This window comes from Streptomyces sp. NPDC050145, from assembly GCF_044460245.1.
GTDB lineage: Bacteria > Actinomycetota > Actinomycetes > Streptomycetales > Streptomycetaceae > Streptomyces.
In genome coordinates, this window is the sequence record NZ_JBITJS010000013.1 from 156,947 (window position 1) to 183,754 (window position 26,808).

General features: G+C 70.2%; 33 protein-coding genes and 1 tRNA gene. 2 read left to right on the plus strand and 32 right to left on the minus strand.

Going from position 1 to position 26,808, the window contains the following annotated elements:
* Positions 1 to 40: 40 nt before the first annotated feature.
* Positions 41 to 361 (plus strand): DUF6401 family natural product biosynthesis protein, encoded by a 321-nt coding sequence (locus ACIBTU_RS25910; RefSeq protein ID WP_399128822.1) that lies wholly within the window; start codon positions 41 to 43, stop codon positions 359 to 361.
* A gap of 19 nt (positions 362 to 380) precedes the next feature.
* Here ACIBTU_RS25910 and ACIBTU_RS25915 read toward each other — a convergent pair whose 3' ends face one another.
* A complete protein-coding gene (locus tag ACIBTU_RS25915) occupies positions 381 to 1,184 on the minus strand; it encodes a hypothetical protein (protein WP_399128824.1) in 804 nt (267 codons plus the stop codon).
* Between the two features lie 188 nt (positions 1,185 to 1,372).
* On the opposite strand from ACIBTU_RS25915, the gene ACIBTU_RS25920 reads away from it, so the two are divergent.
* Positions 1,373 to 1,445: transfer RNA gene (locus tag ACIBTU_RS25920), tRNA-Arg, on the plus strand.
* Between the two features lie 455 nt (positions 1,446 to 1,900).
* Here the strand turns inward: ACIBTU_RS25920 and ACIBTU_RS25925 are convergent.
* The 31 genes from ACIBTU_RS25925 to ACIBTU_RS26075 all read right to left on the minus strand — a co-directional run bounded on the left by ACIBTU_RS25925 (position 1,901) and on the right by ACIBTU_RS26075 (position 26,800).
* Positions 1,901 to 2,452 carry an NUDIX hydrolase gene (locus ACIBTU_RS25925; protein WP_399128825.1) on the minus strand — a complete coding sequence of 184 codons (552 nt, stop codon included), beginning with the start codon at positions 2,450 to 2,452 and terminating at the stop codon, positions 1,901 to 1,903.
* 11 nt (positions 2,453 to 2,463) lie between these two features.
* Positions 2,464 to 3,585, minus strand: a complete 1,122-nt coding sequence (locus tag ACIBTU_RS25930; protein ID WP_399128826.1) for an adenosylhomocysteinase — start codon at positions 3,583 to 3,585, stop codon at positions 2,464 to 2,466.
* Between the two features lie 50 nt (positions 3,586 to 3,635).
* Positions 3,636 to 4,097, minus strand: a complete 462-nt coding sequence (locus ACIBTU_RS25935) for a hypothetical protein (RefSeq protein ID WP_399128827.1) — start codon at positions 4,095 to 4,097, stop codon at positions 3,636 to 3,638.
* Between the two features lie 158 nt (positions 4,098 to 4,255).
* The gene (locus tag ACIBTU_RS25940) at positions 4,256 to 4,756 is read right to left on the minus strand and encodes a hypothetical protein (RefSeq protein ID WP_399128828.1); all 501 of its coding nucleotides are present in this window, start codon (positions 4,754 to 4,756) and stop codon (positions 4,256 to 4,258) included.
* Positions 4,753 to 5,292 carry a hypothetical protein gene (locus tag ACIBTU_RS25945; RefSeq protein WP_399128829.1) on the minus strand — a complete coding sequence of 180 codons (540 nt, stop codon included), beginning with the start codon at positions 5,290 to 5,292 and terminating at the stop codon, positions 4,753 to 4,755. Before ACIBTU_RS25945 ends, ACIBTU_RS25940 begins: the two co-directional genes overlap by 4 nt.
* Before the next feature lie 2 nt (positions 5,293 to 5,294).
* The gene (locus ACIBTU_RS25950; protein WP_399128830.1) at positions 5,295 to 5,558 is read right to left on the minus strand and encodes a hypothetical protein; all 264 of its coding nucleotides are present in this window, start codon (positions 5,556 to 5,558) and stop codon (positions 5,295 to 5,297) included.
* 87 nt (positions 5,559 to 5,645) lie between these two features.
* On the minus strand, positions 5,646 to 6,962 hold the full coding sequence (locus ACIBTU_RS25955) for a helix-turn-helix domain-containing protein (RefSeq protein WP_399128831.1): 1,317 nt from the start codon (positions 6,960 to 6,962) through the stop codon (positions 5,646 to 5,648).
* Positions 6,963 to 7,089: 127 nt separating this feature from the next.
* Positions 7,090 to 7,770 (minus strand): collagen-like protein, encoded by a 681-nt coding sequence (locus ACIBTU_RS25960; protein ID WP_399128832.1) that lies wholly within the window; start codon positions 7,768 to 7,770, stop codon positions 7,090 to 7,092.
* Positions 7,767 to 8,099 (minus strand): hypothetical protein, encoded by a 333-nt coding sequence (locus ACIBTU_RS25965; protein WP_399128833.1) that lies wholly within the window; start codon positions 8,097 to 8,099, stop codon positions 7,767 to 7,769. Before ACIBTU_RS25965 ends, ACIBTU_RS25960 begins: the two co-directional genes overlap by 4 nt.
* 40 nt (positions 8,100 to 8,139) lie before the next feature.
* Positions 8,140 to 8,391, minus strand: coding sequence for a holin (locus ACIBTU_RS25970; RefSeq protein WP_399128834.1), 252 nt, complete (start codon positions 8,389 to 8,391; stop codon positions 8,140 to 8,142).
* A gap of 42 nt (positions 8,392 to 8,433) precedes the next feature.
* The gene (locus ACIBTU_RS25975) at positions 8,434 to 9,384 is read right to left on the minus strand and encodes an N-acetylmuramoyl-L-alanine amidase (protein WP_399128835.1); all 951 of its coding nucleotides are present in this window, start codon (positions 9,382 to 9,384) and stop codon (positions 8,434 to 8,436) included.
* Positions 9,385 to 9,448: 64 nt separating this feature from the next.
* Complete coding sequence (locus ACIBTU_RS25980) at positions 9,449 to 10,084, minus strand: hypothetical protein (protein ID WP_399128836.1); 636 nt, start codon at positions 10,082 to 10,084, stop codon at positions 9,449 to 9,451.
* A 14-nt stretch (positions 10,085 to 10,098) separates the two neighbouring features.
* Positions 10,099 to 10,605: a hypothetical protein gene (locus tag ACIBTU_RS25985; protein ID WP_399128837.1), complete on the minus strand. Its 507-nt coding sequence runs from the start codon at positions 10,603 to 10,605 to the stop codon at positions 10,099 to 10,101.
* The gene (locus ACIBTU_RS25990; protein WP_399128838.1) at positions 10,602 to 11,717 is read right to left on the minus strand and encodes a DUF5047 domain-containing protein; all 1,116 of its coding nucleotides are present in this window, start codon (positions 11,715 to 11,717) and stop codon (positions 10,602 to 10,604) included. Before ACIBTU_RS25990 ends, ACIBTU_RS25985 begins: the two co-directional genes overlap by 4 nt.
* Before the next feature lie 4 nt (positions 11,718 to 11,721).
* On the minus strand, positions 11,722 to 14,001 hold the full coding sequence (locus ACIBTU_RS25995; RefSeq protein ID WP_399128839.1) for a hypothetical protein: 2,280 nt from the start codon (positions 13,999 to 14,001) through the stop codon (positions 11,722 to 11,724).
* A 2-nt stretch (positions 14,002 to 14,003) separates the two neighbouring features.
* A complete protein-coding gene (locus ACIBTU_RS26000) occupies positions 14,004 to 14,207 on the minus strand; it encodes a hypothetical protein (protein ID WP_399128841.1) in 204 nt (67 codons plus the stop codon).
* A complete protein-coding gene (locus ACIBTU_RS26005; RefSeq protein WP_399128842.1) occupies positions 14,207 to 17,473 on the minus strand; it encodes a phage tail tape measure protein in 3,267 nt (1,088 codons plus the stop codon). Before ACIBTU_RS26005 ends, ACIBTU_RS26000 begins: the two co-directional genes overlap by 1 nt.
* Before the next feature lie 4 nt (positions 17,474 to 17,477).
* The gene (locus ACIBTU_RS26010) at positions 17,478 to 17,846 is read right to left on the minus strand and encodes a hypothetical protein (RefSeq protein WP_399128843.1); all 369 of its coding nucleotides are present in this window, start codon (positions 17,844 to 17,846) and stop codon (positions 17,478 to 17,480) included.
* A gap of 8 nt (positions 17,847 to 17,854) precedes the next feature.
* Positions 17,855 to 18,115: a hypothetical protein gene (locus ACIBTU_RS26015; RefSeq protein WP_399128844.1), complete on the minus strand. Its 261-nt coding sequence runs from the start codon at positions 18,113 to 18,115 to the stop codon at positions 17,855 to 17,857.
* Between the two features lie 102 nt (positions 18,116 to 18,217).
* The gene (locus ACIBTU_RS26020; RefSeq protein ID WP_399128845.1) at positions 18,218 to 18,796 is read right to left on the minus strand and encodes a hypothetical protein; all 579 of its coding nucleotides are present in this window, start codon (positions 18,794 to 18,796) and stop codon (positions 18,218 to 18,220) included.
* Positions 18,796 to 19,200: a hypothetical protein gene (locus tag ACIBTU_RS26025; protein WP_399128846.1), complete on the minus strand. Its 405-nt coding sequence runs from the start codon at positions 19,198 to 19,200 to the stop codon at positions 18,796 to 18,798. Before ACIBTU_RS26025 ends, ACIBTU_RS26020 begins: the two co-directional genes overlap by 1 nt.
* Positions 19,193 to 19,438, minus strand: a complete 246-nt coding sequence (locus ACIBTU_RS26030) for a hypothetical protein (protein ID WP_399128847.1) — start codon at positions 19,436 to 19,438, stop codon at positions 19,193 to 19,195. The genes ACIBTU_RS26025 and ACIBTU_RS26030 overlap by 8 nt, the downstream gene beginning before the upstream one ends.
* Before the next feature lie 2 nt (positions 19,439 to 19,440).
* On the minus strand, positions 19,441 to 19,794 hold the full coding sequence (locus ACIBTU_RS26035; protein ID WP_399128848.1) for a hypothetical protein: 354 nt from the start codon (positions 19,792 to 19,794) through the stop codon (positions 19,441 to 19,443).
* Entirely contained in the window at positions 19,791 to 20,222 is a 432-nt protein-coding gene (locus ACIBTU_RS26040) for a hypothetical protein (RefSeq protein ID WP_399128849.1), read from the minus strand. The genes ACIBTU_RS26035 and ACIBTU_RS26040 overlap by 4 nt, the downstream gene beginning before the upstream one ends.
* Positions 20,223 to 20,227: 5 nt before the next feature.
* On the minus strand, positions 20,228 to 20,569 hold the full coding sequence (locus ACIBTU_RS26045; protein ID WP_399128850.1) for a hypothetical protein: 342 nt from the start codon (positions 20,567 to 20,569) through the stop codon (positions 20,228 to 20,230).
* The gene (locus ACIBTU_RS26050; protein ID WP_399128851.1) at positions 20,566 to 21,645 is read right to left on the minus strand and encodes a major capsid protein; all 1,080 of its coding nucleotides are present in this window, start codon (positions 21,643 to 21,645) and stop codon (positions 20,566 to 20,568) included. The genes ACIBTU_RS26045 and ACIBTU_RS26050 overlap by 4 nt, the downstream gene beginning before the upstream one ends.
* A gap of 14 nt (positions 21,646 to 21,659) precedes the next feature.
* Positions 21,660 to 22,049 carry a head decoration protein gene (locus ACIBTU_RS26055; RefSeq protein ID WP_399128852.1) on the minus strand — a complete coding sequence of 130 codons (390 nt, stop codon included), beginning with the start codon at positions 22,047 to 22,049 and terminating at the stop codon, positions 21,660 to 21,662.
* Between the two features lie 20 nt (positions 22,050 to 22,069).
* A complete protein-coding gene (locus ACIBTU_RS26060; protein WP_399128853.1) occupies positions 22,070 to 22,816 on the minus strand; it encodes a hypothetical protein in 747 nt (248 codons plus the stop codon).
* 60 nt (positions 22,817 to 22,876) lie between these two features.
* A complete protein-coding gene (locus tag ACIBTU_RS26065) occupies positions 22,877 to 23,680 on the minus strand; it encodes a hypothetical protein (protein ID WP_399128854.1) in 804 nt (267 codons plus the stop codon).
* A complete protein-coding gene (locus ACIBTU_RS26070; protein ID WP_399128855.1) occupies positions 23,673 to 25,100 on the minus strand; it encodes a phage portal protein in 1,428 nt (475 codons plus the stop codon). The genes ACIBTU_RS26065 and ACIBTU_RS26070 overlap by 8 nt, the downstream gene beginning before the upstream one ends.
* Positions 25,101 to 25,123: 23 nt before the next feature.
* On the minus strand, positions 25,124 to 26,800 hold the full coding sequence (locus tag ACIBTU_RS26075) for a terminase (protein WP_399128856.1): 1,677 nt from the start codon (positions 26,798 to 26,800) through the stop codon (positions 25,124 to 25,126).
* Between the last annotated feature and the right edge of the window lie 8 nt (positions 26,801 to 26,808).

Consider the following 26,808-nt stretch of genomic DNA (forward strand, 5'->3'; position numbering starts at 1 on the left):
GACCCTCCCCCGGCCACCCCCTCCCCCGTACTTTGGAGGAATGTCCCCTCTCGCCCGGGTCAGCGAGGCGTACGGCCCACGCTTCGCCGAGTTCGCCTTCGAGCCCGCCTTCACGGCCGCCGTCGACCAGCACGTGTCGGCGCTGCGCGACCGCCTGGAGGTCACCGGAGCGGCCCTCGAACCGTCGGCGCCCGACGCCGAGCTCCTCTCCGACTACGCGCTGGGGTTCCTCGACGCCCTCGACGAGACGGGCTGGCGCGAGCCGGTCGGCCACGACTACGCGGTGTGCCGCCTCACCGCCATCAGCTGGCTGGTGAAGCGGCACGACCTGCTGAACGGAAACCGTTCAGCCGCTTGCTGAACTGAGTGGCTGGTCGAACTCAGCCGCTCGTCGAACCGCCGGCCCGGGGGTCGGTGCTCTCCCGCTCCTGCACGGGCTGGTGGGTGAGCGCGTCCTCGCGACCCGCCTGGTACGCCCCGGTGCTGCCGCCGCCGCGCGCCTTCGCGGTCTCCTCCTCGGCCTTGTTCAGCCACCGCTCCCAGCGCTGGCGCATCGGGCCGATGAGTCCGCCGCCGACACCGACGATCATGATGCCCGCGGCGGCCGCGAGAGCCGCGTAGAGGACGGGCTGCGTGACGGTCGTCGCGATCCCGGCCTGGCCCAGCGCGGCGATCACGCCGAGGACCACGATGCAGGCCCACACCACGGTCCCGACGGTCTTCCCGTACGAGACGGAGGACAGGGCGTTGGTGACGATGTCCCGGACGACGTTCGCGACGGCCATGGCCACCACGACCAGCACGATCGCGACGATGCCGCGCGGGATCCAGGCGACGATGCCGTTGAGCATGCTGGAGACGGGGTTGCTGCCGAAGACCCCGAAGCCGAGCTGGAGCGTGATCAGCAGCAGGGCGTAGTACACGACCTTGCAGACGATCCCGGTGGTGTCGTACTTCGACCCTTCGAGCATCTTGGCCGCGCCGGCCTTCTCGGCGAGCTTCTCCGAGCCGACCTTGCGCAGCACCCGGTCCAGGACGCGGGCGATCATCTTGGACACGAACCAGCCGATGGCCAGGACGACCAGGAAGCCGATCAGCTTCGGCACGAACTGGGCGACCTTCGACCATGCGTCGTTGAGGCCGCCTGTGAAGTCGACGGCGAGTGCGTTCGGGAACGGGGTCATGAGTGGACCTCCACTCAGTAGGCCGGTGGGCCGGACTCACCCGACCCTCGCCGACAGACGTGCCCCCCCTCGTTTACCTCGCCTTTCTGGAATAGCACGCCCCAGCCCTCCCGGCCTCCCCAGCGCCCCCACCCGGGTCCTCTTCCACCCCTCCGCCCTCCCCCTCCGATCCGCTAGGCTGTCCACGCGCCTTCGTAGCTCAGGGGATAGAGCACCGCTCTCCTAAAGCGGGTGTCGCAGGTTCGAATCCTGCCGGGGGCACTGACTGCGTAGCAGGTCAGAGCATGTGTGAGGCTCCTCGTTCATTCGAACGGGGGGCCTCACTGCTGTCCAGAGTCCACATAGAGTCCACATCCCCCGGTGATCTTGCGGATCTCGTCACTCGATCGGCTTACGCCACAACGCGCCCTGACGGCATAAAGTGCCAGATGACGGGGGCTGGCGTGACTCCCACACACGCGTCAGATGCGCGCTCGTCGACTTACCTGCGGCCCCGAGCGGGGAGGCTCGGACCGCGGGGCGGCGGCCCCTGCCGGACTGAACGGCGGGGGACGCCGCAACAAACGTAACCGCCCCGCCCCCTATATAGGGGACGGGGCGGCTCGCTCTGTCCTGAATCAGAGCGACCGGCGCCTCGCGGACGGATGCGCGTACGTCCGGCGAAGCACCTCTTATGCCCTCACACGCGGCGAGAGCGGCTCACGGTTGCGGCAACGTCACTCGGCCCGCATGGCGTTCATCACGCGGCGGCACAGCGTCTCGTCGAGCAGCATGTCGGCGAACTCCCACGAGTACGCCGTGACCTCCTCCTCTTGCAGGTTCACGACGTCGACGGTCGATCGGAACAGGAACCGGAAGTCGTAGTGGGTGTGCTCGGGCTCGGCTTTGATGGGGTTCGCCGGGATCGTGTGCGCGTCGATGTGCAGCGGTACAGCGGAGTCAGCCACGATCCGCGCGCGGTCGACGCCGGCCTCTTCGACGAGCTCGCGCAGCGCAGCCTCGCGCAGCGTCGAGTCGTTGTTCTCGCAGTGCCCACCCGGAAGCAGCCACTTCCGAAGCGCCCGGTGCTCGATCAGCAGCACGCGGCCGTCGGGGCGCAGCAGGATCGCGCCGGCCGTGACGTGCCCGCCGAACGATTTGCGGGACGAGATCGCGTCGCCGGTCTGGTCGACGACGTCGTCGAGGGCGGACAGCTCCCCCTTCTCCTCCGGGTACTCGTCGAGGTAGGCGGCGAGCGTCTCGCGTACGTGCTGTGCCGTGATCGGCATGGGGGCAGCTCCTATCGGTTGAAGTAGTTCAGCCATGTGTCGGCGATGATGCGGCGGTCTGCCGCGGTCGCCTCGTGCATACCGGCCGCGAGCTCGCCGCGGGTGAGCATTCGGACACCCGCGAGGATCTCGGCCTGGACGAGGAAGATGAACGGGCCCACCGATGCGCCGTGCAAAAAGTTGACGGCGTTCCCCCCGTTGAGCAGGTAGAAGAAGTGCCCCGTCGTCGCGTACCGGGTGACGTGTTCGCCGACCGGTGTGCGGGTGTAGACGTCGGGCAGACCCTCGAGGTCGAGCTCGTCCTCGCTACTGGTAACGGTCGCCAAGTAGGCGCCGTTACGCAGGTGTGGGAAGTCGTCGCCACGCAGCGACATAGCGCCCGTGGCGCACAGCACGAGCCCGGCCGCCGCGAGCGCGGTCTCACGGTCCCGGGCGACCGTGAACCCCTGCGAGAGCGCCTGTGCGCGGCGTACGGGGTCGATGTCGTACACCGTCACCGCGACGTTCTTCGCGTGCAACAGACGCGCGATCGAGCTCCCGAGCTTGCCGAACCCGATCACGAGGGCGGGCCGGCCGTGCATGATGTCGCCGCACTCGCGCATGAGTGCCTCGGCTGAGAACGCGACGCTCTGCCCGACCAAGTAGTCTTCCGGGTCCTTGAGCGGGCTGCGCGCCACGCTGACCACCGGGCAGGGGAGCTTGTCGCGGCCGGCGTACCTCTTGTGCCCGTTCTCGGTGTCCTCGACGACGCCGACGATCCGGCCCGAGAACCGGTTGCACAGCTCGTCGAGGACCGGGGCGAAGTAGCCGCCGACGTCGAGCAGCACGACGTCGGCGCCGGCCGCCCGCCCCTCGAGGTAGTCGAGTGCCGCGTCGGGCTCCTCGAACATGCCTCGGGTGAGGGTGTCGCACTGCACGGTCTTCTCGACGGCGCGTCGTGCGACCGGGTTGATCGATTTCGGCTTGGGCAGCACGGCCCGTAGGTCGGTCTGCGTGGCGACGGCCCGGACGAAGTGGGGGCGCTCGGGCAGTAGGTGCGTGATGAGGAACGATGCGGGCCGCTCGGTGGTGGCGAACTGCTGGGCTATGCGCCCGAAAAACGAGTCGAGGCGGACGCGTTCGAAGGCTTCCATGCCTTCCCCTTTCGGATCGGTCGAGCCGTGCCGGGGTTGCGCGGGATGGGTCAGTGGACGGGGCGCAGGGTGCGCGGCCGTCGGTGCCTGCCTCGGTCCGTCGAGGGCCGGGTGCGGGCGGTGAGCGCGGGGGTCTGTGGGGGCCGTCGGACGGGTAGCGGGTCGACGCGTAGCTCGTAGCGGGCGCCGTAGTCGGTGACCGTGAGCACGTAGGGGTGATCCGCGGCGAGGGTGCGCAGAACGCCCTCGTACCGGTCGCGGCTGTCGGCCCACGCGTGCAGCGTGGCGTCGGGCCGGGGCCCGTCCGGCGGGAACTCGATCAGGGGCGCGCCCTCGAGGTAGTCGGCGGTGGGCGCCGGGGCGAGCAGCTCGGCGTATCGGCCGGCCGTCGCACGGGCCCATCGGGCGGCGAGTCGGGGCGTCGGCGCGCGGTACGTCGCGAGGATCGCCTCGTATCGGCCGTCGAGGGAGCGGGCGAGCAGTTCGCATCGGTAGGCGTAGCGTCTGGGCACCGTGGCACCTCCGCAGCGGGGCGGGAGTCGTGGGGTGTGCGCTGTCGGTTTGGGGCCCCGCCCGCCCGGCCGCTCGTTCTTTCGGCCGGCGGGGCGGGGCTGTCGGGCCGCTCGGGGGGAGCCACGGGGGATGGACTCGACCGCCGAGCGACCCTGTCTTAGGGGTGCGCCCGGGTGTGTATGCGTCGGGCCGGGACAGCGACGCTCGCCGCGGCGAAGTACAGCCGGCCCGATTTCGTCGACGTCACGAGGTACTCGTCGACCGCGGGGCCGACGGCGGCGGCGGGCAGGGGGTCGAGGCCGACGGCGATGAGTACGTGTCCGATCTCGGTGATCACCTGCCCCCAGTGCCCGGCGCGGGTGGTCAGCGCGTGCTCGGTGCCGTCGAGGCGGACCAGGACGACGCCGTTGTGCACGGCGATCCGGTCGCCGACGTCGGGCAGCGTGCGGTCGGCGGGGGCGGCGCCGAGGGCGCGCACGATGCCGAGCATGCGGGCCTCGATCGCGGCCGCGGTGTCGGCGTCGCGGCGGGGCTCGGGGTGGGTGATCAGCATGGGTGCGAACCCGTCGCCGTCGAGGGTGCGGTCGACCCACGGGCGGACGCACAGGGACGCGATCACGCCGGGGGTCGGGGCCGGGTAGAGGTCGACGGGGCTCATCCGAGGGCCCCCTCGATCCCGAGCAGCGCGGCGGCACTGACGTACGCGCCGTACAGCGCGTCGGCGTCGGTGAGCACGTCGCGGTCGTCGCGCGGCGGCACGGTGGCCCATGCCCGGCCGTCGTGCTCGTACGGGCCGCTCATCACGGGGTGCGGGATGCGCAGGGTTGAGCCGTCTCCGTGGACGGTGACGCTCGGCAGGTTCCAATCAGCCGCGGTGCCCACGGCGACGAGGACGAGGAACCCGTCGGGCGTGCTCAGGATCGGGCCGAGCTGCGCGTCGGTCGACTTGAGCTGTCGCAGTGCCTCGCTGCCGGCCTCGACGGGGAGCTGTACGACGTCCCACGCCTTACCGGCCGGGACGGTAGCGAGGCGGCCGTCGTGCCACGCGCGCAGGACGTCGCCCACGCTCGCGCCGCTGCGCTTGATCCAGCCTACGGGGGCGAACTCGTCGTACCCGTTCGCCGCCTCGGACAGGTGGGCGCGGCGGACGCGTTGACCGGCGGTGTGCCTCGGCTGTGCGGCCTCGGGTGTCATGGTCACTGCTCCCCCTGCGCTCTCGACTCGTCGGGCTGTTCCGCCAGTAGCCGGCCGAGCTCTGCGTACAGGTGGGTCGCCTCGTCGAAAGTCATCACGAGCTCGCCGTCGCCCACGTGCAAGCCGTCGTTGACGACCCACAGCGGGAGCGCCACGCGCCCCGCACCGGTACGTCGTAATGCGCGTCCGGGGAGACGTTCGATCCGGACGCCCTGGTTGGGGTTCGCGGTCTTGCCCGCGCTCTGTCGCCTCTGAGTCGCCGTCATGTAACGGACCGTAGGGGGCTCACAAGGAAGCGACCCGGAAGATTCTTCCGGGTCGCCTACGGTTCCGGGTAGCGGACGGCTCGTCAATTACGCGAGCACGCCCACGTGTTCGGCGATTTTATGCAGCTCAGCGCGCATGTGCGGCCGGGGTCGCTTCATGAGAGATTGCACCGCTTCCCGGACGAGCGGGAAGTACTTGATCTCTTCGGGTGACGCTTCCATGATCTGTCGCAGCATGTGCAGCGTGGCGTACTGGTCGCCGTTGAGCCGGTTCGCGTGCATCACCTCGACGAGGTACCGAGTCGTGCGCTCGAGCGGCAGCACGCCGCCCGGCTCGGGTACGTCGACGTCGTCGGCGAGCCGCAGCGCCTCGGCAATATCGCCCTCTTCGGCGGCAAGGTGCACACCGTGCATGCTCACGTTCGTCGGCCCGAACGACGTGTGAAAGTCGTTCCGGTCGACGCCGAGCCGCTCGCCGATCGATTCCGCACCGCGCAGCAGATCCCACGCCGCCGGCGCCTTGCTGTGCCGCACGGCCGCGATGACCCCGGCTAGGTGCAGCGCGCCGTACGCCGACAGATGCTCGGGAGTCGCGTCGTCGCCGGGGCGGCAATGCGCGATCGTCTCTCGGGCAAGGTCGAGGGAGTCGCCGACCTCACCGCTTGAGGTGAGGATGCCGCAGACGTTCCACGCGGCGGCCGCGATCAGCGCCGCGTCGCCGGTCTGGTCTGCGATCTGCATCGCGCGGTCGGCGGCGCGAAGCGACAACTTCCGTTCGCCGACCCGCCGCAGGAACACTTGGTGCAGGTGCAGCAGCGACACGAGGGCGCGCGTGCCGGCGAGCTCGTCCTCGCCGGTCGTCTGCCGCAGTGTCGAATACGCCTCGGCGAGCAGCCCGGGCAGCATCTCGCCGACGGGCGCGTACCGCTCGGTCTCGTTCTCGTAGATGCCCCACGCCTCGACGACCCGCTCGCCGAGCTGCTGCGCGGTGAGCGCGTCGCCGGGCAGCCCGATACCGAGCAGCGACGGCGGGGTGTTCAGCGCACGCCGGATATTCGGCACCGACGGGTGTTCGTCGGCGCCGAGGGACAGATCGACGGCCGTTCCGCCGACGAGTTCGCCGACGTTGTCGAGCCCGAACTCGCGGGCGAGTCGGGTGAGCATGGCGAGCGAGTCGATCCCGATCACGTTGCGCTCGACCTTGCTGAGCCAGTCTTCGGAGCGTCCGACGAGTCCAGCGACCGCGGCCTGCGTGCGCCCGGTCTTCGTCCGGTAGTACCTGATCCGCTCCCCGGTGGTCATGCCTGTTGGGTTGATCATGGATTCCCCTTGATGGGTGTGAGCACTCAACGACCAGCGTACGACCGCGCGTTGTCGGTTGTATCGGTCATACTGGTGACTCACTCCCCATGGGGAGCACTCACGGCCTCGTCGACTCGTTCTCGGCGGGGCCGCTCCCTTGCCCGTGACCAGGGCAGACATGACGAATGCGCCCCTGCCCGGCCGTGAGGCCAGACAGGGGCGCAGTGCGTCAGAACCGGCGGCGGTCGGCCGGCAGTCCGAGGACGCTCGGGCCCGGCGACGGGTCGTCGTCGGGCGGGGGTGCGGAATCCTTTCGGCACACGAGGGCGTCGGGGTCGTACTCGGGCGCCTGTAGGGAGTAGCCGTCGGGGCACGTCTGCCCGTCCTTCCCGTCGACGCCGTCGCGGCCGTCCTTCCCGTCCTTCCCGTCTTTCCCGTCGGCGCCGGCGGGCCCGGGCTCGCCGACCCCGTCGGCACCGTTCGTGCCCGCGGGGCCGTCGGCTCCGTTCTCGCCGGGCTGTCCGGGCTCGCCGTCCGCGCCGTCACGGCCGTCAACGCCGTCACGACCAGGACGGCCCGGCGCTCCGCTTTCCCCCGCGCGGCCCGGTGCGCCGGGTACGGCGTCGACACGGTCGGGCAGATCCTCGACCGCCCTCGACGGGTCCGGCGCGGCCGGCGTCGCACCCTCGGCCCGGACTTGCTCGCGCAGGACCCGCACGTCTTGTGCGAGCGTCGTGACCGCGTCACCGCGTCGGGTCGCCTCGGCGCCGAGCCGGTCGGCGCGCTGCGCTTCGGCGTCGATCCGTAGCCACACGAGCAGCACCGCGCCGGACAGCACGAGCAGCACCGCGGCGAGCATGAACGAACGCCACCGCCGGGCGAGCAGCGGTGGCGGGGAATGCTTCGTCACGTCGGGGACCCTCCCAGTTCCGCGACAAGGGCGCGCAGCCGCTCGACCTCGGCCGTGAGCACGGTGATTTCGGCTCGGAGCTGTGCGGCGTCCGACCGGGCGTCGGCGAGCTCGCGGTACGCCTCGGCGAGCCGCAGCTCGGTCTCGGCGAGCGCCGCTTTCGCCTTGTCCCGTTCCTCTTTCACGTCGTCGACGAGCGCGCCGTACCCGCCGATGAGCGCGCCGGACTGCGTGGCCCGGTTCTCGCCACGCTTACCGACGAGCGCACCGACGGCCGTCGCGAGCCCGACGAGGATCGTCCCGACCGCGCCGAGCGTCGCAGGGTCCACGTGCGCCCCTTCTGGTCAGTGGTGCTGTACGGGCCGCCGGTCAGATCGACGGCAGGCTCGGGGTGTCCCGCTCGGCGACCTTCTCTGTGATGCCGGGGCCATTCGTGCCGCCGCTGGTGACGATCGCGGTGAGCAGCGCGAGCAGCGCGGCGAGACCGCCGACGGAGAATGCGCCGCCCCAATCGACGTCGACGATCCCGAGCCCGGTCCCGCCGGCCACGCCGAGCACGGCCTGCGCGAAGGTGCGGATCATGCGCTCGAACGTGGACTTCCAGAACGCGCCAGTGAACATATGGTTCCTCCCAGGGAGTTGAACGGCCGCGGGTGCGGCAGATCAGTCGGTGACCGTCCAGCCGTGGCGGGCGCCGAGCTTGACGAGGCTGGTCTTTCCGGGCATGCCGTCGGCGTCGCGGCCGCGGTAGCCGAGACGGCGCTGCCACTTCTGGTAGGCGGCGACGGTGAGCGTCCCGAACGAGCCGTCGACCCACGCCCCGACGAGCAGCCCCTCGGCGTGCAGCGCGTTCTCGACGCGCAGGACGTCCGTGCGGTGGCTCGTCGCGCCGTTCGGGCCGGCCGGGTCGCGGCGCGCGGCGTCGAGGATCGCGGACAGGGACACGGTCGGCTTGGCGGCCGGCTTGGACGGGGCCGGGGCCGGCTTGGTGGTGGGCTTGCCGCAGAGCTGCTTCTGTACGTCGGCGCGGAAGGTGTCCATGTCCCACATGGGGCCCTTGGCGGTGCCGATGGGCCCCTTGGGGTCGATCTTGCGGGTGGTGCCTTCCTTGTGGCCGATCACGGACTGAGCCGACCAGCCGTGATGACGGCAGATCGCGGCCGCCCACTTCACCGCGGTGTCGTACTGCGCCTGCGGGTACGGGTCCTTGCCGTTGCCGAGATTCTCGATCTCGATCCCGTAGTAGTGCGCGTTCCCGTCGACCGGCTCGGACTTGCTCGGCGCCGGGTGCCGGCTCGACTCGGCGACGACTGCGGCGTGCGCGTTGTTCGCGAACGTTCCGGCGTGGTTGGCGCGCCCGCTGCTGATCATGGTCACGACGCCGTTCTTGGCGAGGTGGCTGTGACACAGCGGGCCGGGCAGCGCGTCCGTGCCGTTGTAGACCAGGGCGAGCGAGTCGCGGCCGGCGGTGTGGTGGATGACCACACCGTTCATCGGCCCCCATGCGCCCTTGTGGTTGCGGTTGTGGGTGCGCCAGCCGGACCGTTCCTTGACGGTGACGCCCTCGGCGCGCAGCGCGGCGACGAACTGGTCGGCTGTGAGCGGTGTTGCCATGAGCTCTCCAGACATGCGAAAGCCCCGGCCGGCACGGCTCGGGGCGTCGGGGTGGGGGTGCGGCTTAGAGGGCGCAGGACACGCCGTTGAACCCGACCCACGGTGGGGTGGACCCGGTCTGAATGCCGTAGAGGTCGAGGTGCCCGTCGGTGCGGATGTCCAGCTTGAGCGTGATGCGCTCGGAGCGGACGTCAGAGCACGGGACGACGATCGTCCGCAGCCGGTCGGGCCACGCTTCGGACGGCAGCGCCGATGTGGTCAGCCGGTACGGCGACGCCGGCGTGTACGTGGTGCCCGAGGCCCGGCCGATTCCGCCGCGGAACTTGATCGACCGCTGTCCGTACTCGTAGACGACGCGGTACTGAAACCGGCCTTGGTTGTTGTTCCGGTCGTCGGCGTCGTACGTCCCCCAACCGCCCGCGGTGTTGAACGGGACGTTCGACCAACCGGCCGTGCCCGCGGCGAGCACGACCCATGACGCGCCGTCGTACGCCTCGAGGCGGTTGAGGTCTTCGAGCCACGTGAGCATGCCCTCGCGCGGGGCCGTGATAGTGGCGCCGCGCACGGACGCCGACTTGAACGACATGACCGTCTTCGGGGTGAGCCCCTCGACGATCCCCTGCCCGAGGGTCTGCGCGTTCGGCTTGTCGGTGAGCGTGGGGTACGGGATCTGCTGCCCGTACGAGTCAGTCAGGGGCACAGGCGGACCCTTCCTTAGTAGGTGGTGGCAACCCAGTTGCAGTCAGTGCCTGCCGTCGTCGTGCGCCAGACCTTGAGCTGAAACCCGGTCGGCGACTCGTTGTAGACGACCGCGAGCATGTACGTCGTTGCGGTGGTGGTGGAGAACCGCGGCGTCGCAACGACCGTCGGTGTCGTCGGGAACGGCGTGGGAAAGGTGACGTTCACCGTCGACCACGCATTCGCCGTGCCGCCCGGAGTCGACGAGGTGCCCGACTGCACCCGCGGCGCCGAGTTGCGGCGCAGCGCGCCGAGGCACACCCACCCCCCGGCCGTGCGCAGCAGCTCGACCCGGTCGCCGACCGCCGGGACGTCCCCGGCGAGCAGCCGCACCCGCGGGAAAATGTCGGAACCGCGGGACACGGTCGCCGTGCCGTCGCTGCCGACGGCGGTGACGACGCCCATCATCGCGCCGGCCTCGAGCATCCCAGAGCCGCGGACCTGTTGCAGTACGGCCTCGATCAGCCGGTCGACGCTCGTCACGTCTGGTCGTCCTTTCCGGACATGGTGGCGATGGTGAAGTCGCCGCCTCCGACGTCCAGTGGCACGGTGAACGACTGCACGAGATGCAGCTCGGGCGGGGCCGCGTCGCCGTAGTCGACGCGGATGCAGTCCCCGGCGTCGAGCGCGGGGTTCGGTACGGCCGACAGGGACACGGTGCGGTTCGCGGCCCGGTACTGGCGTAGCAGCGCGTTCGCGGCGCCCTGCGCTGCCCCGATCGAGGTGATCAGCGACGACGAGTACGTCTTGGTGACCCTGCCGAACGGGCCCCCGTACCTGAGCGGGTCATCAGGGTCGGTGATCGATGCTTCCGCGATGACCGGCGGCGCGTCGTCCGAGCTGTTCTCTCCGGCGACCACGACGCGGTTGTACACGCCGTCGCCGGTCACGGCCATGTCCGCCGAGACCATGACGCCGCCCTCTCCGGCCGCGACCGTCCACACCGGGACGGCCGAGCCGATTTCGGGGACGTCGACGAGCCGGAACGTGCCGTTCGCGTCGCAGTACAGTTCCGCGCCAACCGACGTCGCAACGTCGACCAGGGCCGACCAGACCTCGGTGTCGCGCTCCCACGTCTTCGAGGCGAGCGCGGTCGTGCCCGACGACGAGTCGTCGACGAACCCGGCGGCAGGAACGACGTCCTCGAGGTGCGTGCGAATGAACGCGGCCGCGTTCGCATGCCCGGCCGTCGACTGCGCGGTCTCGAACACGGCCCGCTTGCACAGCAGTTCACGGCCGTCGGCCTGAATCGTCAGGGGCCCGGTGTGGATGTTGCCCGACACGGACTTGATGACGAAGAACCCGAGCGGCACAGTCTCAGTCGTGCCGTCGAGGTAGGCCAGCCCCGCCTCGACGTACAGCTCTTGCCCGTACACCCCAAACCGTGCGGTCTCGCTGTCGGGGAACAGCTTCGGGTCGTCGATGGTGAGCGACAGCGTGCGCCGCGTGTCGCTGCCGCGGTCGACTTGCACGGCCCCGTCGACGAAGTCGAGGTCGTCGGCGACAACTGACCCGTTGTACAGGGCGGACACGGACACCGAGACGCCGTGATCGGTCGCCAGGGTGGGCGCCCACCGGCCGCTCACAGACAGCATGCACTCACCCCTTGGTCAGGACGGTCGCCCACGACTCGTGCGCGGCAAAGACGTCGTCCCACGTGTCGTAGCCGTCGTTGATGTCCTGCCACGTGAGGCCAGCCGAGCCCTGCATGCCGCCCGCGGGCCGGTCGATCTCGGCGATCTCAAGCGTCCACCGCCACCCGTCCTCGCGGGCGTCGGGGACCAGCGGCGCCGCCTCGACGTTGCCGACGGAGACGTACAGGTTCCCGTCGAGCCCGTACCCGGGCATGGCTTGGATGAGCGCCGGCAGTCCGCTGTCGAGCAGCGAGTCGAACAGTTCGTGTGCGGCCGGGTCCCACACGAGCACGCTGATCGACGCCGTTCGGCCGGCGCGTACCGCGGTCCGCTGAATCGGGTTCTTCCGGCCGACGATGTCGTACCGGGCGGTGCGCGCCGCGCGGGCCCACGTCGGAGGCGTCTCCATCATCACGGTGGTGTTCAGCGCGGGCAGTCCCGGGCTCTTGAACCACACGTAATCGCCGTCGGGCAGCGTCGGCGTGGGGATCGACTGCGTGTACTGCCGGTATCCGGCCACGCCCTCGGCGTTGAACCACTCGACCCGGTACCAGACCGTTTCACCGAGCGGCGCCTCGTAGTCCTCGACGACGATCGGCGACCCGGCGTACGGGGCCCGGTTGTACTCGACGCCGTACCCGCGCACGTAGTGCATGCTGCCGTCCTGGTGGACGCGCTGAATCGTGATCGTGCCGCCGGTCCCCCAGGACGGAGACGAGTTGATCGTGAGGACGATCGCGCCGGTCGCGTTGTCGGTGAGCAGCGTGTACTCGGCGTTCGCCTCGGCCAAGTACACGTTGTCGACAAAGTACGCGTCGCACAGCGACGTCGTGTGATCGATCTGCACGATCACCCGCGCGTTCGCCGCGCCCTCGGGGCACGTGCGTGTCTCCGTCGCCGACGATCCGTGAATCTCGCCGTCCTCGACCGCGCGGGGATAGAACCCGTCGGGGTTGTCGGCCTGGAACAGGTTCCCGGCGGCGTCGTACCAGTCGACCAGGACCCGCACCGAGTACTCGGTCGGCTGCCCGCTGCGGTTGCGGCCGAACACGGTCGCGCCGACCGCGTACGTGCGGCCCGCCACGACGGGCACGAGCCGGTTCTGCGACAGGGTATGGATGCTGCGGGCGGTCGGGGTGTACGACAGCGCATAGAACCCGTCCGTGATGTTGCTCGTCAGGTACGCGCGGGCCGCCGCCGCGGTGTCCCCGGCGATCGTCCACCCGGGCAGCGTGTCCTCGAACGAGTACTCGTTGTACGTCAGCAGGTTGCCCGTGCGGTTCGGGGCGACGCACACCGAGACGTCGTCGATCGCGAACTGATGACCCGCCGCCGTCGCGGTGGGCCGCAGCCACACGCGGCACGACGCCGCGGCCGCCGGCGCGGTGGCGACGAGGGCGAGCCGCTGCACGGTGCTGTTGACCGTGACGACCCGCTCGTCGCTGCTGAGCAGCGTTCCCGCAGCGTCGTACCAGGACAGTTGATAGCGGGTCTGCATGACGGCCGCTCCGGCAGCCTGTACGGCCGCGTACGCGACGTACTGCGTCCCCGCGGTCACGGGGACCGGGGCGGCGAACCCGAACGCCATCTCGGCGCCCGCGGCCGCCGCGGTGGCGAGCATGCACGAGTAGCCGGTGCCGGCCGCCAAGATGGCGTTGTACCGGACGGCGGCGGTCGCCCCGCTGATCGTCCAGCCGGACAGGTCGCACTCGAACCCGCCGACGTTCAGGTCGACGAGGTTCCCGGCGCGGTTCGGGGCCACGCACGCATAGACGTCGTCGATGTTGATCTGCTCGCCCGCGGCCATGCCCGCGACGGTGAGTTTCAGCGTTGCCGACATGGCGCCGGCCGGGGCGATCCCGGTCGAGTAGGTGTAGTTGGACGTCTGCCAGCCGGTCTGATTGGACAGGTTCAGCGAGTAGTCGGTCGCCCCCAGGGAGTTGCCGCCCGACGGCGCGTCGAACCACGTGATCCGGGCCGTCGCCGTCTTCCCGGCCGTGGCCGTGTTGAGCCGGATCGGGATACGGCCGATGTGCTCGACACCGGCCGTGACCGCCCATCGGGGACTGATGAGCTGCACGGCCCCGGCCGCCGTCGCCGTGGCGCGCAGCGACCGGGTTCCCGACAGGAACGCGCCCGTGACGACCGCGAGCGTCGTGTTCCCGCCCGTGGTCACCCACGAGTGCGTACCGTCCTCGAACGTCGACGCGTTGACGGGCAGCAGGTTGGGGGTACGGAACGACACTCCTAGACCCCCTCCCCGCTACCGTCGCCGCCACCGTCGCCGAGCCCGATCCCGATACCGATCCCGAGGCCCGAGCCGTCGTCGCCGGCCGCGCCCGGGCTCGTGCCGCTCGACGGGTAGCCGATGACCGTCGTCGAGCCGTCCGGGTTCACGACCGTCTCGACGTTCGGGATCGTCACGCCGTCATTGCTGACAGGACTGGTCATCACAGCCGCCTTCCGCGGGCCGCCGGGCCGACGAGCCCGGACTCGATGCGCTCATCGGCGCGCTTGTCGACGTACGCCTCGAACGAGCCGCCGTCGGTGACCAGGACGAGCCGATCCCCCGCTTGCAGCCCGGACCCGGCCGCGCTCGCGAGCGTGGACACGTTCGCCCACTGCGACGAGGTCAGGATCGGCTCGGGCCGCCCGGTCTTGTTGACCGCCATGGTCGCGCCGGGCTGCAGCCAACCGCCGCTGTCGTACTTCTTCGACGGGGCGAACCCGTACCAGTCGGTGAACAACGACGACTTGTACGAGCGGGCGCGCGGGCCGACGATCACGCCGTCCCCGCCCCTGCTCTCCACGTTGACGCCGTTGATCGTTCCGGCGGTGTGGCCCACGCCCGCATTCGTGATGCCGATCATGAACGGGGCCTTCATGCTGCGCACCCACCCGGGAGCCGCGGTCGCTCCGGCGAACGAGCCGGTCGCCCACCTGCGGTGCGGGCGCTGCCCGCGGATGACGGACTCGATCGCCGACATGAACCCCGAACAGTCCCACGACGGGTTCCCGTTGCCGCCCCACTGGTAGCGCTTGCCGTTCTGCGTGCGCGCCCAGCGAAGCGCCGACTTCGTGCCCTTGCCGCCGATACCGAGCGCCTCGGACTTCTTGTCAGCCTTCTCACTGAACCCCAAGATCGCCTTGACCATGCGCGTCGGCACGGCCTTGACGAGATCCGAGTACAGCCCGGCGTCGCCACTGATCTTGTTGATCAGCGGTTTCACGATCTTGTCGAGACCGGCGAGCGCCGATGCCTTGATGCCGTCCTTCAGCCAAGAGGCGCCCTTCTTCACCTTGTCCCACGCCCCGGACGCAGCCTTGCCGACCCACCCGAAGACACCGCCCGACGCGAACCGCTGCACGACGCCGCCCTTGGCGAACGCCTGCCCGCCGCCGAGCGCCGAGCGCACCGCGTGCACACCGCCGGAGCGGGCCGCCGCATTCAGCGCGTTCACGGTGCCCACGCCGAGCGCCCGCGTGACCTCCGGGCGCATGATCGCTTCGCCGCCGGACAGCTCGAGTCGGCCGCCGGTCGGCGAGTAGAACTTGTGCGGGTCGCGGCCCGGTGTGTAGCCGGGCAGGATGCCGCCGGCCGCGAACTTCATCGCGGGCAGCGTGGGCGCGCCGAACGCTCCGGCCACCTTGTTCCACACGGGCCGGATGCCCTTGCCATACACCGTGTTCACGATGAACGCGACCGGCTTGCGGGCGATCGACTCGAGCTTCGACCAGGCGGTGCGGATCGCATCCTTCGCCGTCTTGAAGGCGTCGGCGACCGCGCGCACGCCGCGTTTCACGGCGTCGAAGCTCGGCTTGACGCCGTGGCTCCACAGCCATTTCGCCTTGTCCGAGATCCAGTTGAAGACTGGCCGGATCGCGTTCGACCACAGCCACTTCGCGACGTCGGCGATCGCGCGGAACGCGGCCTTCACGTACCCGAAGTACGTCTTGACGCCGCCCCACCACAGCTTGAACACCCCGACGATCAGGCCGAAGATCGGCTTGATGATCGTCCCGTACAGCCACTGCGCGACCTTCGCCAGCGACCGGAACAGCGCGGCGACCACGCCGAAGTAGAACTTGACCGCCGACCACCAGAACTTGAACACGCCGACGATCAGCCCGAACACGGGCTTGATCACATTCCCGTAGATCCACTGGACGATCGCGGCGAGCGCCTGAAAAACCGGCTTCAGGACGACGTTCCACGCGTACAGCGCGGCCGCCTGAATCCCCGCCCATGCCGCCTGCACGATCTGCCGGAACGTCTCCGACTTCTGGTAGGCGAGGACGAGTCCGGCGCCGAGCGCGACCAGGGCGATCACGACCAGGGCGATCGGGTTGAGCGCCATGACCGCGTTCAGCAGTGCTTGCGCACCGGCCCACACGCGGGTAACCAAGCTGATCGCGCGCACGCCGATGGCGTACGCGTTCATTACCGCGATCGTGAGCCCCGTCGCGATCGCCTGTGCTTGCAGCGCGAGCGTGATCCCGGCGATCCCGATCGCGACCGGGGCCAGGATCGGGCTCCACCGGTCGAACCATCCGACGACGTCGCCGATCACGCCGCCGACGGTCGCCACCGCGCCCATGAACCCGCGGATGCCGGGGATCACGTACCGCCCGAGGACGTCGACGAACCCCTGTTGCAGGGTCCGCACGAACACCTCGATCTCGTGCGACGGGCCGCTGCGGAGCTGCTTGCCCATCTTGCCCGCGGCCCCGCCCACCTGGCCGAGCGACGACACGGCCTTGCTCGGGTCCATCGCGAACAACGCCTTACCGAGATCCTCGGCTTGGGTCCCGAACAGGCCGACGGCCGCCGCCTCACGGGCGACCGGGTCCTTCATGGCCTTGAGACGCTCGATCACCTGCGTGAGTCCGCTGCTCGCGGAGTCACCGCCCTTGGCGATCTGCGCCGACATCTTCTCGGCGTCCAGGCCGAGCGCCTTGTACGCGTCCTGCGACGTCTTCGACATGTCGACGGCGCGGATCGAGAATTCCTTGAGCGCGTCGGCGCCGAGGTCGCTGTCGCGGGCACCGGCCTTGACCATCTGCGAGATCAGGCCGAGCGCGCTCTTTCCGTCGAGCCCGAGCTTCCTGAATTGCGTCGAGTATTCGTTGAACGTGTCGAGCAGATCGTCGGCTTTGTTCGCCCCGTTCTGCATGCCCTTGGTGATGATGTCGAACGCCTCGGTCGCGTTCTTCGCCATGCCCGTGCGGAGCATCTGCGACACAGCCCGGGTGACGCCGCCGAGGTCCTGGTCGAAGACGTTCGCGACGTCGGCCGCCTTCGTGGCGATGCTCTGGAGCTGCTTGTTCGTCGCCCCGGGCGGCGCGAGCCCGTTCTGCACGACCGCCTTGATCGCGTCGGCCGCCTCCTGGAACGAGCCGGAGACTCCTTGGCTGTAGAGCTTGCCGGCGACCTTGCCGTACCGGTCCGCGTCCTTGCCCGTCGACCCGAGCTGCGCGCCGAGCCGGGCCGTGACGTTGGCCTGATCGATCGCGTCCATGACGCCCTTGGCGAGCAGAGCGCCCGCCGCGAGCCCCGCCGCCGCCATTCCGGCCTTGAGCTTGCCGGACATGGAGCGGCCGGCCTCTTCGCCGGCGTCGGCCGACGGCGCGACAATCTGCTGCCGTAGCTGCCGGGCGAACCCTTCGATCTCGGGGACGATCGATACGTACGCGACGGCGACCTCGGGCGCGGCCATCCGGTCACCTCCTGGTGCGTGCACGGAAAGCCGCGAGATCCGCAGCCGTGATCTTCTTCTTCACTTCGAGGCCCGGCCGCGGATACGGCTCGGGCATCGGCTTGCGGTTGTGCCTCTCGAGATCCTTGTTCGCGATCACCCACGTCTCGTAGGCGGTCGCGTCGACGAGGTCGGCGAGGATGAAATCGGTCTGCCGCCACAGCGGCAGGCCGTCGTTGAGCGACTGCCGCGTCGCACTGTCGGGCGGCAGTCCGCGAATGAGGATGTCGACCTTGCGCGGGCTCAACGTGCCGCGCCACAGGTCGAGTAGGTCGAATCCGCGGTACGCGAGATCGGCCTCGACCGCGTCTCCGTGCTCGCGGAGCAGCGGCAAGAGGCCGATTAGTTTCCCGCGTTGACGGCCTTGCCTGCGGCGGTGAGGAACTCGCCGAGCGCCGGAACCTTGCGGTTCGTCTTCCGGAACTTCGCCCACTGCTCGTCGCCGAGCAGCGCCCGCAGCGCATGCGTGATGCGCTGCTCGTCGATCGCCTCAACGATGTCGATGTCCCACTCGTCGGCCGGCGGAACCTCGTACGTGTCGCCGTTGAACTCGATCGTCGTCGGCTTGCCGGTCGCGTCGTTCTTCTTCGTGATCTCGGACATGGGCAGTACTCCCTCGTGCATGGGCGGTGCGGGTGGGGAACAGCGGACGGGCCGGGCCCCCACCCAGGGCCCGACCCGTCCGGTCGTTGTGCCGTGCGCGCGCTACGGCGCGGGCTCGACAGGGGCGACACCGACGTTCGTGTCGTCGTTGTCCTCGTCGATGTACAGCGTGTCGTCGTCGCCCGGGTAGATCGTGATCGTCAGCTCGTACGCGGTCATCTCGGACTCGCTGAGCGCGACCTCACCGACCTCGGTGACCTCACCGATCGGGATGTGACGGCGACGCTTCACGTCGCCGTCGAACAGCTCGAGGACGAACGACATCTTCTCGGACCGCGGGATCTTGACCCGGCGCGTGTTCACGCCCGTCGCGGTGTCGGTGGTGAACGTCGAGCCGTCGCCGTTGATGAGCCCGAACACGACGAGGTTGTCCTCGAGCGCGGTGACGGTGATGGTCCGCTTGTGCTTCGAGCGCTTCGTACGGACGAGCTTGCCGCCCCACGCATAGAAGTCGTTGCTGTCCTCGTCACGCGCCTCAGAGGCGCCGTCCTCGGACAGCAGACCTACCGGCTTCCACGGGTCGGCCATATCGGCGGTGAACACAGGGATCGGGGCCCCCTGCGGGGCGACCCACAGGTCGGCGCCCTCCCAGATCCGGGGCGCATTCACGTTTCCAGCCATCAGGGCTGTTCCTTTCCTCTGGTTGAGAACTCGACGGCGAACGCGTAGCGCGGCTGGCCGCTCGTGCTGTCGGGGAGCCACTGCGGGCCGGTGACTTCGCGGACGTTGTAGACCGTCGTGTCGCCGCGGCGGCCGGCCATGGCGTGGACGTGGGCGCGGGCCCGCGCGGTGAGCGTCTCCGCGGCTTCCTCGCTGCCCGCCCAGCAGTGCACGTCGACGCGCGGCCGGTCCGTGACGAGGCTGTTGCGGGCGCCGCCGAGCCGCTCGACGCGGATGAACTCGGGGTACGTCTCGTCGCGGTCGGCCGGTACGCGGGTGCCGACCTCGACGCCGGGCATCACGGCCCGCAGATAGTCGACGACGAGGAGCACCGCGTCGGGGAAGACAACGGCCGGCCTACCCATTGCCGCCGCCCGCCGACAGGGCTTGCAGCAGCGCGCGCCGCGTCGACTCGGCCGTCGCGCCCGGCTCGTACCCGGCGATCACCGCGGCACGGAACCGGCCGAGGCCGTCCGTCCAGTCGACCCGCGAGTCGGACGCGCATGCGGCGTCGACGTCGCGTGCGACGTCTTGGACCACCTGCGCGACCTGCGCGTCGTGCACGAGACCGTTGATGAACTCGTAGTTGATGCGAACCCGCATGATCACCCCATGACGACTCGCAGCCGGATCTCGTAGTGGTGCAGCTCGTTCGGGGTGTACGCGGGGCCCGCCGGTCCGATGACCTCGAACACGGCGGTGCCCCAGTGCACGCGGTCGGCGCCGTGCACGGTGAGCGGGCCGCCCGGGACGCCGACGGGGTTGCAGATCAGCAGCCACTCGCCGATCTGCGCGTTCCGCTGGTCGGTGTCCTCCGAGCCGGTCGACTGCTGCACCCACGCCCGCACCGGCATTCGGGTCGACGTCGACCAGTCGTCGACGACGTTGCCGTACCGGTCCGTCGTGCTGCCGGGGTGCTCGACCTCGACGAGGTGCGGCAGCAGATCGGCCCCGATCACAGCCGCCCCCTCGGCCGCCAGTCGCACGGGTCGGGCTGCCAGCCGGGCAGTCCCTCGTCGCGCATGCCGAGCGTGTACGCGGCATCGGAGTCGGGGTCGGTGCTGTCGTCGGGCTGTAGCGCGGCGATCTCGTCCTCGGTGAGGTAGAGCCCGCCGGCTTCCCCGAGCGTCTCGGAGTACTGGCCGATCGTGCGTTGCCGGTACCCGCCGGGGTTCGCCATGACCCGGCGCACGACAGCGACCGCGATCGCCCTCGTCGTCGCCGGGTCCGGCGTGAACCCGGCCGGGATGTGCCGCCGCATGAGCGCCGACGCGTCGTCGAGGTACGCCTCGACCTGCGAGCGCTGCGGCTCGACGAGCGTGACGCCGGCGCGGGCCTCGTAGTCCTCGACCGTCGCGAACGACGGCGTCGGCGTCGGCGTGCTCATGGCTGCTACACCTCCGGCTCGATGACTCCGGCCGCCTCACACGCGGCGATCACGTCGTCGCGGGTGGCCTCGGCGGGCACCTCGACGTCGTGCTGCTCGGCGAACGCGCGCCACGCCTCGACGCCCGAGCCACGGCCCGAGCGGGGCGGCGCCTCGCTCGGGGCCGGCGCCGGGCCGCCGTCGCCCTGGTCGCCGAGCTGCTGCTCGCCGCCGCCGTCCTGGTCGCCGCCGTCCGGCGCCCACGCATGGGCGCCGATCCGGCGAGCGACCTCGTCCGGCACAACGTCGCCGGGGCCGTATACGACCCCGGCGACGTGCACGTACGCGATCAGGCGCCGCCCGCTCACGCGAGCACCTGCGCCTTGAACGTCAGGTTCGGCGTGAACAGGATCGGCAGACCAACCGCAGCAGCGTGCGTCCACAGCCGGATCGGGTCACGCGACTTCCACGCCGCAGCCACGATGCCCGGCTGCTCGCCCGGGGCGAGCGAGTAGTCGTCTTCGAGCGACTCCGCGGTCGTACCGAGCAGCGTCGCACCGAGATCGGTCGCCGACGCGGCCGAGGACGACCCCGCTTCGGGGAGCAGCACGATTGCGTTGCCCGGTGTGATCCGCGACGTCTGCGTCGTCGACGTGCCGTCGGCCGCGAACACCTCGGTTCGCACCTGCGCGTCGTACAGCTCGATCGGGGGGAGCCCCATCGACCCGAGCACGGCCGAGACCTGGTCGGCCGAGACGAGCGGCGTCTGCCCCGCCGGCGCGAGCGGGAACGCGAGCCGCTGCACCTGCGCGCACTGGCGCAGGTTCTGGAGCACCTGTCGCGGCATCAGGATGACCGCCGGCATCGCGCCGTTGGTGTCGACGTAGGTCTGCACCCACGCCTCGAGGTCGTCGATCGGCGTCGCGTTCGCGTGATCGGACCACAGCACCGCGGCGACGACCGAGTGCTCGGGCGACCGGCCGAAGTCGACGGTCTGCTGAAGTTCCGGGATGGGCGCCTGCGCGTTGACGAGCGCCTGCCCGCGCACGAGCTCGAACCGGGCGCCGATGTTCCGGGCGATGCGCTTCGCATCGCGGTTGAACAGCTCCAGCACCCTGTCGTCGGACGTGTTCAGCTTCCGCATCCTGAGCTTGTCGTACTCGTTCAGCGGGATCTTCTCGGCGATCGGGGGCAGCTCCCCCATCACCTTCGCGAGCCCCTCGCGGCGGCCCACCTTCGATTCGGCGTCCCACGAGCGGTACGACGCGGTCTCGGCGAGCCCGCCGCCACCGCGCACGAACTCGTACGCGATGTCGTCGACCTCGACGTTCGGCAGCCACCGCGACAGCGTGAACTGATTCACCTGAAGATCGGCGAGCGCGCGCCGGATAAGGCCGGTCAGCTCGGTCGGATCGATGAACTCGGTGTCGAGAGTCCAAGCCATGATGATCAGTCCTCTCAGACGAACCGGATCGAGCCGGCGACGTCCGCCTTACCGGCGGCGTCGACGGGAACGGGCAGCCGCGACTCGCGAACCTTGCCGTGCGTGAGCAGCGCGGCCGCGGGGTCGAGGGTGTTGTCGGCCGGGGCCTTGACCGCAGCGAACAGGAAACCGACGAGGGTCTCGCGGCCGTCGGTCGCGGCGCCGTCGTACGGGCCGTACTTGCCGCCCGCCGTGATCCGGCCGAGCGGGATTCCCGACTTGAAGTACCCGTCGGGGTAGTGGGTCGCCTGCACAAACAGGCTTGTGTCGAGTGCGATCGTCTCGGTCGAGTCCGTGCCGTGCGCGGACCCGAGCCACGACTGATCGTCAGACCCGAACTGCTCGGTTACCTGAGCAAGGATCATGATCCGTTTCCTTCGTGTGGTCAGCTCTTGTTGGCGCTCTTGCCGTTCAGCCGGTCATAGAGCTCGAACCCGGCAGCCAGGCCACCGGCCGAACCCTTGCCGCTGCGGCGGGCGCCCTGGTCGAATCCGCGTCCGCGGCGCCGGCGCGTGTCGCGCCCGCTCTCGCGGTCGTCGTCCTCGTCGTTCTCGTCCGTGCCGGACTTCGGGGCGAGCCGCTTCACAAGCTCGGCGAGCCCGTCCTCGTCGACTTCGCCGTCTTCCTTGACGAACCGCGACAGGTTCACGTCGTCGGCGACCTCGGCCGCGTTCGGAATCGCGCCCTTCGCCGCAGCGAGGAACGCCTGCCGGGCGAGCTTGACGCCGCCCTTCGTGCGTTCCTCCGCGAGCGCCTTCGCGACGGCTTCCTCGATCTTGCGCTCTTGCTCGGGCAGCCCCTCGCGGCGCAGTCGGTCGCGTTCCTTCGCCGCGCTCGCGTTCTCCTTCGCACGGGTCTCGTGCTTCCGCGCGAGCTCCCGCCACTTGGCCGCCTCGGCCTTCCAGTCCTTGCCGTCGTCGCCGGCCGAGCCCTTGTCGGTGCTCCCGCCGTCGGCGTCGTCGTCCTGGTCACCCTCGTCCTGGTCGCCGTCTCCGCCGTCGCCGTCCTCGGCGCCGCCGAGGATCGGCCACACCGGGTACAGCTCGTCGGGGTTCTCGCCCGTCCGCGGCTTACGCCAGCCGAGGGCGAGCTGCCCAGTCCGGGCATGGCGAGGCAGAGTGCGCGTGCGCATGGTGGTGTCTCCCGTGTCGGGTCAAGGGGGTGGTGTGGTGCGCCGTGCCGGCGCGCGGGGTCACGGCGACGGAACGTCGCTCGGCCCCGTGTACTCATGGCGGCGGACGGCTAGGAGAGGTCCGTACTCGCCGTGCTCGCGCGTGATGATCACCTCTCGGTAATCCGGCGCGCGGCCGCCGGCGTCGGACTTTCCGACGGTCTTCGCGACGGCGGCGTGCGCCTGTTTCAGCAGCCCCTCGTCGAGCACCGGCCCCGGATCGCGGTCACCGACCAGCGGCTCGACCTTGCAGTCGCACCCCGGGTGAATCGGCATGAGCCGCTCGACCCGGTACCGCTGCGTGCTCGCGATGGTGCACAACGCGCAGTTCCCCGGGCCGTTCAACCGGCGCCGGAAGAACTGCGCCCCGCTGCGCTGCATGGACTGCTGCGCGGCGTGCGTGCGGGCGAGCTGCATGTCGGTCTCGGTGATGCTGAGCAGCCGCGTGCGGCCCTCGGCGAGCGCCTGTGGGAACGGCTTGCCGTCGCTCAATGCTGTCCACGTGGACACGAACGGCCGCCGGTACACCTCGTCGGGCGGCACACCGCGCAGCGCTTCGTCGAGGACGACGCCGGTCGCCGTGGCCGAGGTGCCGGCCATGTCCGCGATCATCGCCGCGAGATACGCGTCGGTGATCTGGCCCATCTGCGCCTGTGCCGCGAGGACGGTCGGCAGCACGCGCTCGACGAACAGCGCGGCGTCGGCGTCTCGGTACGAGCCGAGCGAGTCGAACGCGTCGAGGACGAACTGCACCACCCGCGACCGGAGCGACGTCGACAGCGCGTCGTACCGGTCGCCGAGCGCGTTCTGCAACGCCTCACCCATCGGCCGTGCCCGGCTCGTCGGGGAGGTTGCCGGCCGTCGGCGCCGTGGGGGCCGGCAGCAGCGACGCGGCAAGCAGCTTGTCGGCGGCCGCCGCGGACGTGATGCGCTGCACCCGCTGCGGGGTCTCGCCCATGTCCTCGGCGATGACCGCGAGCGGGTAGCCGATGCTCGACAGCTTGGTCGCCGCGTCGGCCTTGACCGCCGGGGACAGATATTGCGGGTCGGCCCACCGCACGGTGGCCTCGGTGTAGTCCTCGGGCATCCCGGCCTGTGCCGCCGCGAGGCTCATCACGTCCTCGAGGGACTCGCCGAAACTCGCGATGTGTTCGCGGCACTTCGCGACGTGCATGAGGTCGAGGGCGGCGACGGTGTCCGCGCTGATGTTGATCAGGTCGCCCGCGTAGTAGTACGCGGGGGTCTGCGACACGATCAGCATGTCGCGGACGTCGGCCGCGTGCTCGTCGAGGAACGGCCGCAGGTCGGTCGCGTCGAGCTGCCCGAACTGCGCCTGCTCACCCTCGGACGCCCACACCGTGTTGGGGCCGGGCGTGAACGGCTGCTCCACAACCGTCAGCCCGGTCGCCGGGTCGACGCGCTTCGCGAACTTGTGACCCTTGATCCACTTCTGACGGAACCCGGAGTACCGCGACGCCGCCATGCGGTTGAGCACGCCCATGTTGACGCGGTCCTGAATGTCGAGCACGCCCGCGAACTCCGGCTCGGGGTCCTCCCCGAGATCCGGCATGCGCGCGAACTCGACCAGCGGCATACGGTCGAGGTCGTGCGGCTCGCCGTCGTCGCTGTCGCCGACGTACACCCACGAGTCGGGCCCCCACGGCAGACGCCCGCTCGTGCGCTCCGTCGTCCGGTACGGGAACGACCGGTCGTCGAAGTAGACGCGGGCATGCCCGTACCCGTCGACGTCGTCGTGCCACGCCTTGAGCCCGACGTACGGCTCGCCCGTCTCCGGGTCGTACTCGACGATGCACTCGCGCGGGTGCTCCGTCGTGATCAGCGGCGACGGCCGGCCGTTCTCCTCGACCCGGGTCGGGTGCGGGCCGACAAGCATGTAACCGACGCTCTGCGTCATAGCGACCCGCCACACGAGCTTTTGCCGCGAGTCGAGCCGGTTCGCCTGCCACCACCGCGCCGCCGCCGAGTCCGGGTTCCCGTCCGGCCCGGTCACACCGAGCGCGTTGAGCCGGTGTACCGACGCGTTCGCGATCATCCCGCAAAAGTTGGTGCGGCTCTTGCGCTGGAACTCGACGAACGCCTGCTCGGCGTTCTTCGGGAGCTGCGGCAGATCCGGCCGCCCGCGGTAGTACCGCCACCACTCGTCGAGCACGCCCGCGCGCTTGCGCAGCTTCCGCCCGAGGCGCAGCAGCCACCAGTCGGGAGAGTCGACCTCGTCGTCGAGCACGTCGTCGCCCCTTCCCGGGCTCGTCAGAATGTGCCGCCCCACATCTCGGGTTCCTCGGCGCCGACGCCGGCGGCGATCGCGTCGAGGCGGCACTGCCATGCCAGTACGGCGGCGACCGCCGCGTCGATCTTGCGGGCGCTGTCGGGGTGTTCCTTGGTGATCTGGATTCCCGAACGCGTCTTGCGGCGCCGGGCGTTGAGCAGATGACGGACGAGGGTCGACGACCCGTCGTGCGTCAACTCGCCCTCGACGAGGGCCGTATGAAACTTCTCGAGGGCCCGGACGATCAGCACCGACCGGCCGCCGGTCATCCACCACTCGATGGGGTGCGCCCTGGTCGACTGGACCTTGAGCCGCCGCCCGTAGGCAGCCTCCCAATCGGCAACGTGCGATTCCCACTTCGCGGGGTCGGCGTACATGCCGACGACGTCGTACCGGTCGAAAGCTTCGTGAACCGTGGCGAGCACCTCGACGACCGGCACCTGCCACTCGGTCGGCTTGCCGTCCGGGCCGACCGGCATCCGGTCGGGCTGCTCCCACACACCGATGGGGAACACGTGCCCGTCGCTGAGCCTGCATCCGATCAAGGCCGTCGCATCGGTGACCTTGCGGTTCCTCTTCCGCGAGCCGTCGAACCCGAGCACGATCCGCTCGCCCGGCTCGACGACCTTGCCGAGGTCGGACGCCGCACGCACCTCGGGCTCTGACAGCCACGAGTCGGCGGCGTGCGTGATCTGATTCAGGTAGTCGGCCCGCAGCTCTTGCGGGTCGTTCGAGGTGTCCCAGAAATCCGCGGCGAGCCGCTCGATCGGCGACCACCCGGGCGCGCACGGCGGGTCGTGCAGCACGCACCCGTCGGGATGATCAGAGCTGTCGCCGTACGCGACCCGCAGCCCGTCGACGAGCGAGTGCTCGTCGGTCATGTCGGTGTCGGCCGGCGCCTCACGATGGTCGTACAGCAGACCCGTTCCGCGCGACCGGCCTTCCTTGATCGCTTTCCAGTCGGCCGCGGACTGCTCGGCGACGGATTCCTCGCCCGGCGTGAACGCGTTCGGTGTCTCGATCAACGACCCGCCGATCTTGCCCGCGTTGAACCGCATGGTCTTCGCGAGCTTGCGGCCGCCGTTCGCGGGCAGCCAATCCTCGGTTTGGTCGAGCGACGCGAAGCACGCTTTCGCGCCCTTCGCCGACACGGCGCTCGCGGTGATCGGCTCGATCTTCCCGCGCCGCATGTAGACGACCGTGTCGAGCGGTTCGAGCCCGTACTCGTCGAGCACCGGCCCCGAGCGCGCCATTTCGAGCAACGGCATCCACGAGTTCTCGGTCTGTTTCTCCGTCGCCGCGGCGAGCTGCACGAGCGGCGTACGGACCCGGTCCCAACCCATGCCGACCGGCTCGCCGTCCGCGTCCCACCCGTCCGGGACGACCGGGCCGCACGCCTCGGCGAGCGCGATCGCGGACACGAACGGGGACTTGCCCCACCCGCGCGGCCGGCTGATGACGCCGCGCCGGATCATTCGCTTGCCCGTGATCGGGTTGAGCTCGTAGTACCGCAGCACGAACTCGGCTTGCTCGGCCGTCGGAACGTACGGCTCATACTCGGCCCGGTCCGGCGCCGCCAGGAACGCGGACATCCAGTCGAGCACCTGCCACCCGAGGGTGGGCAGCTCGCCCTCGTACTCGGGGCCGCGCCACGGCATGACGCCCC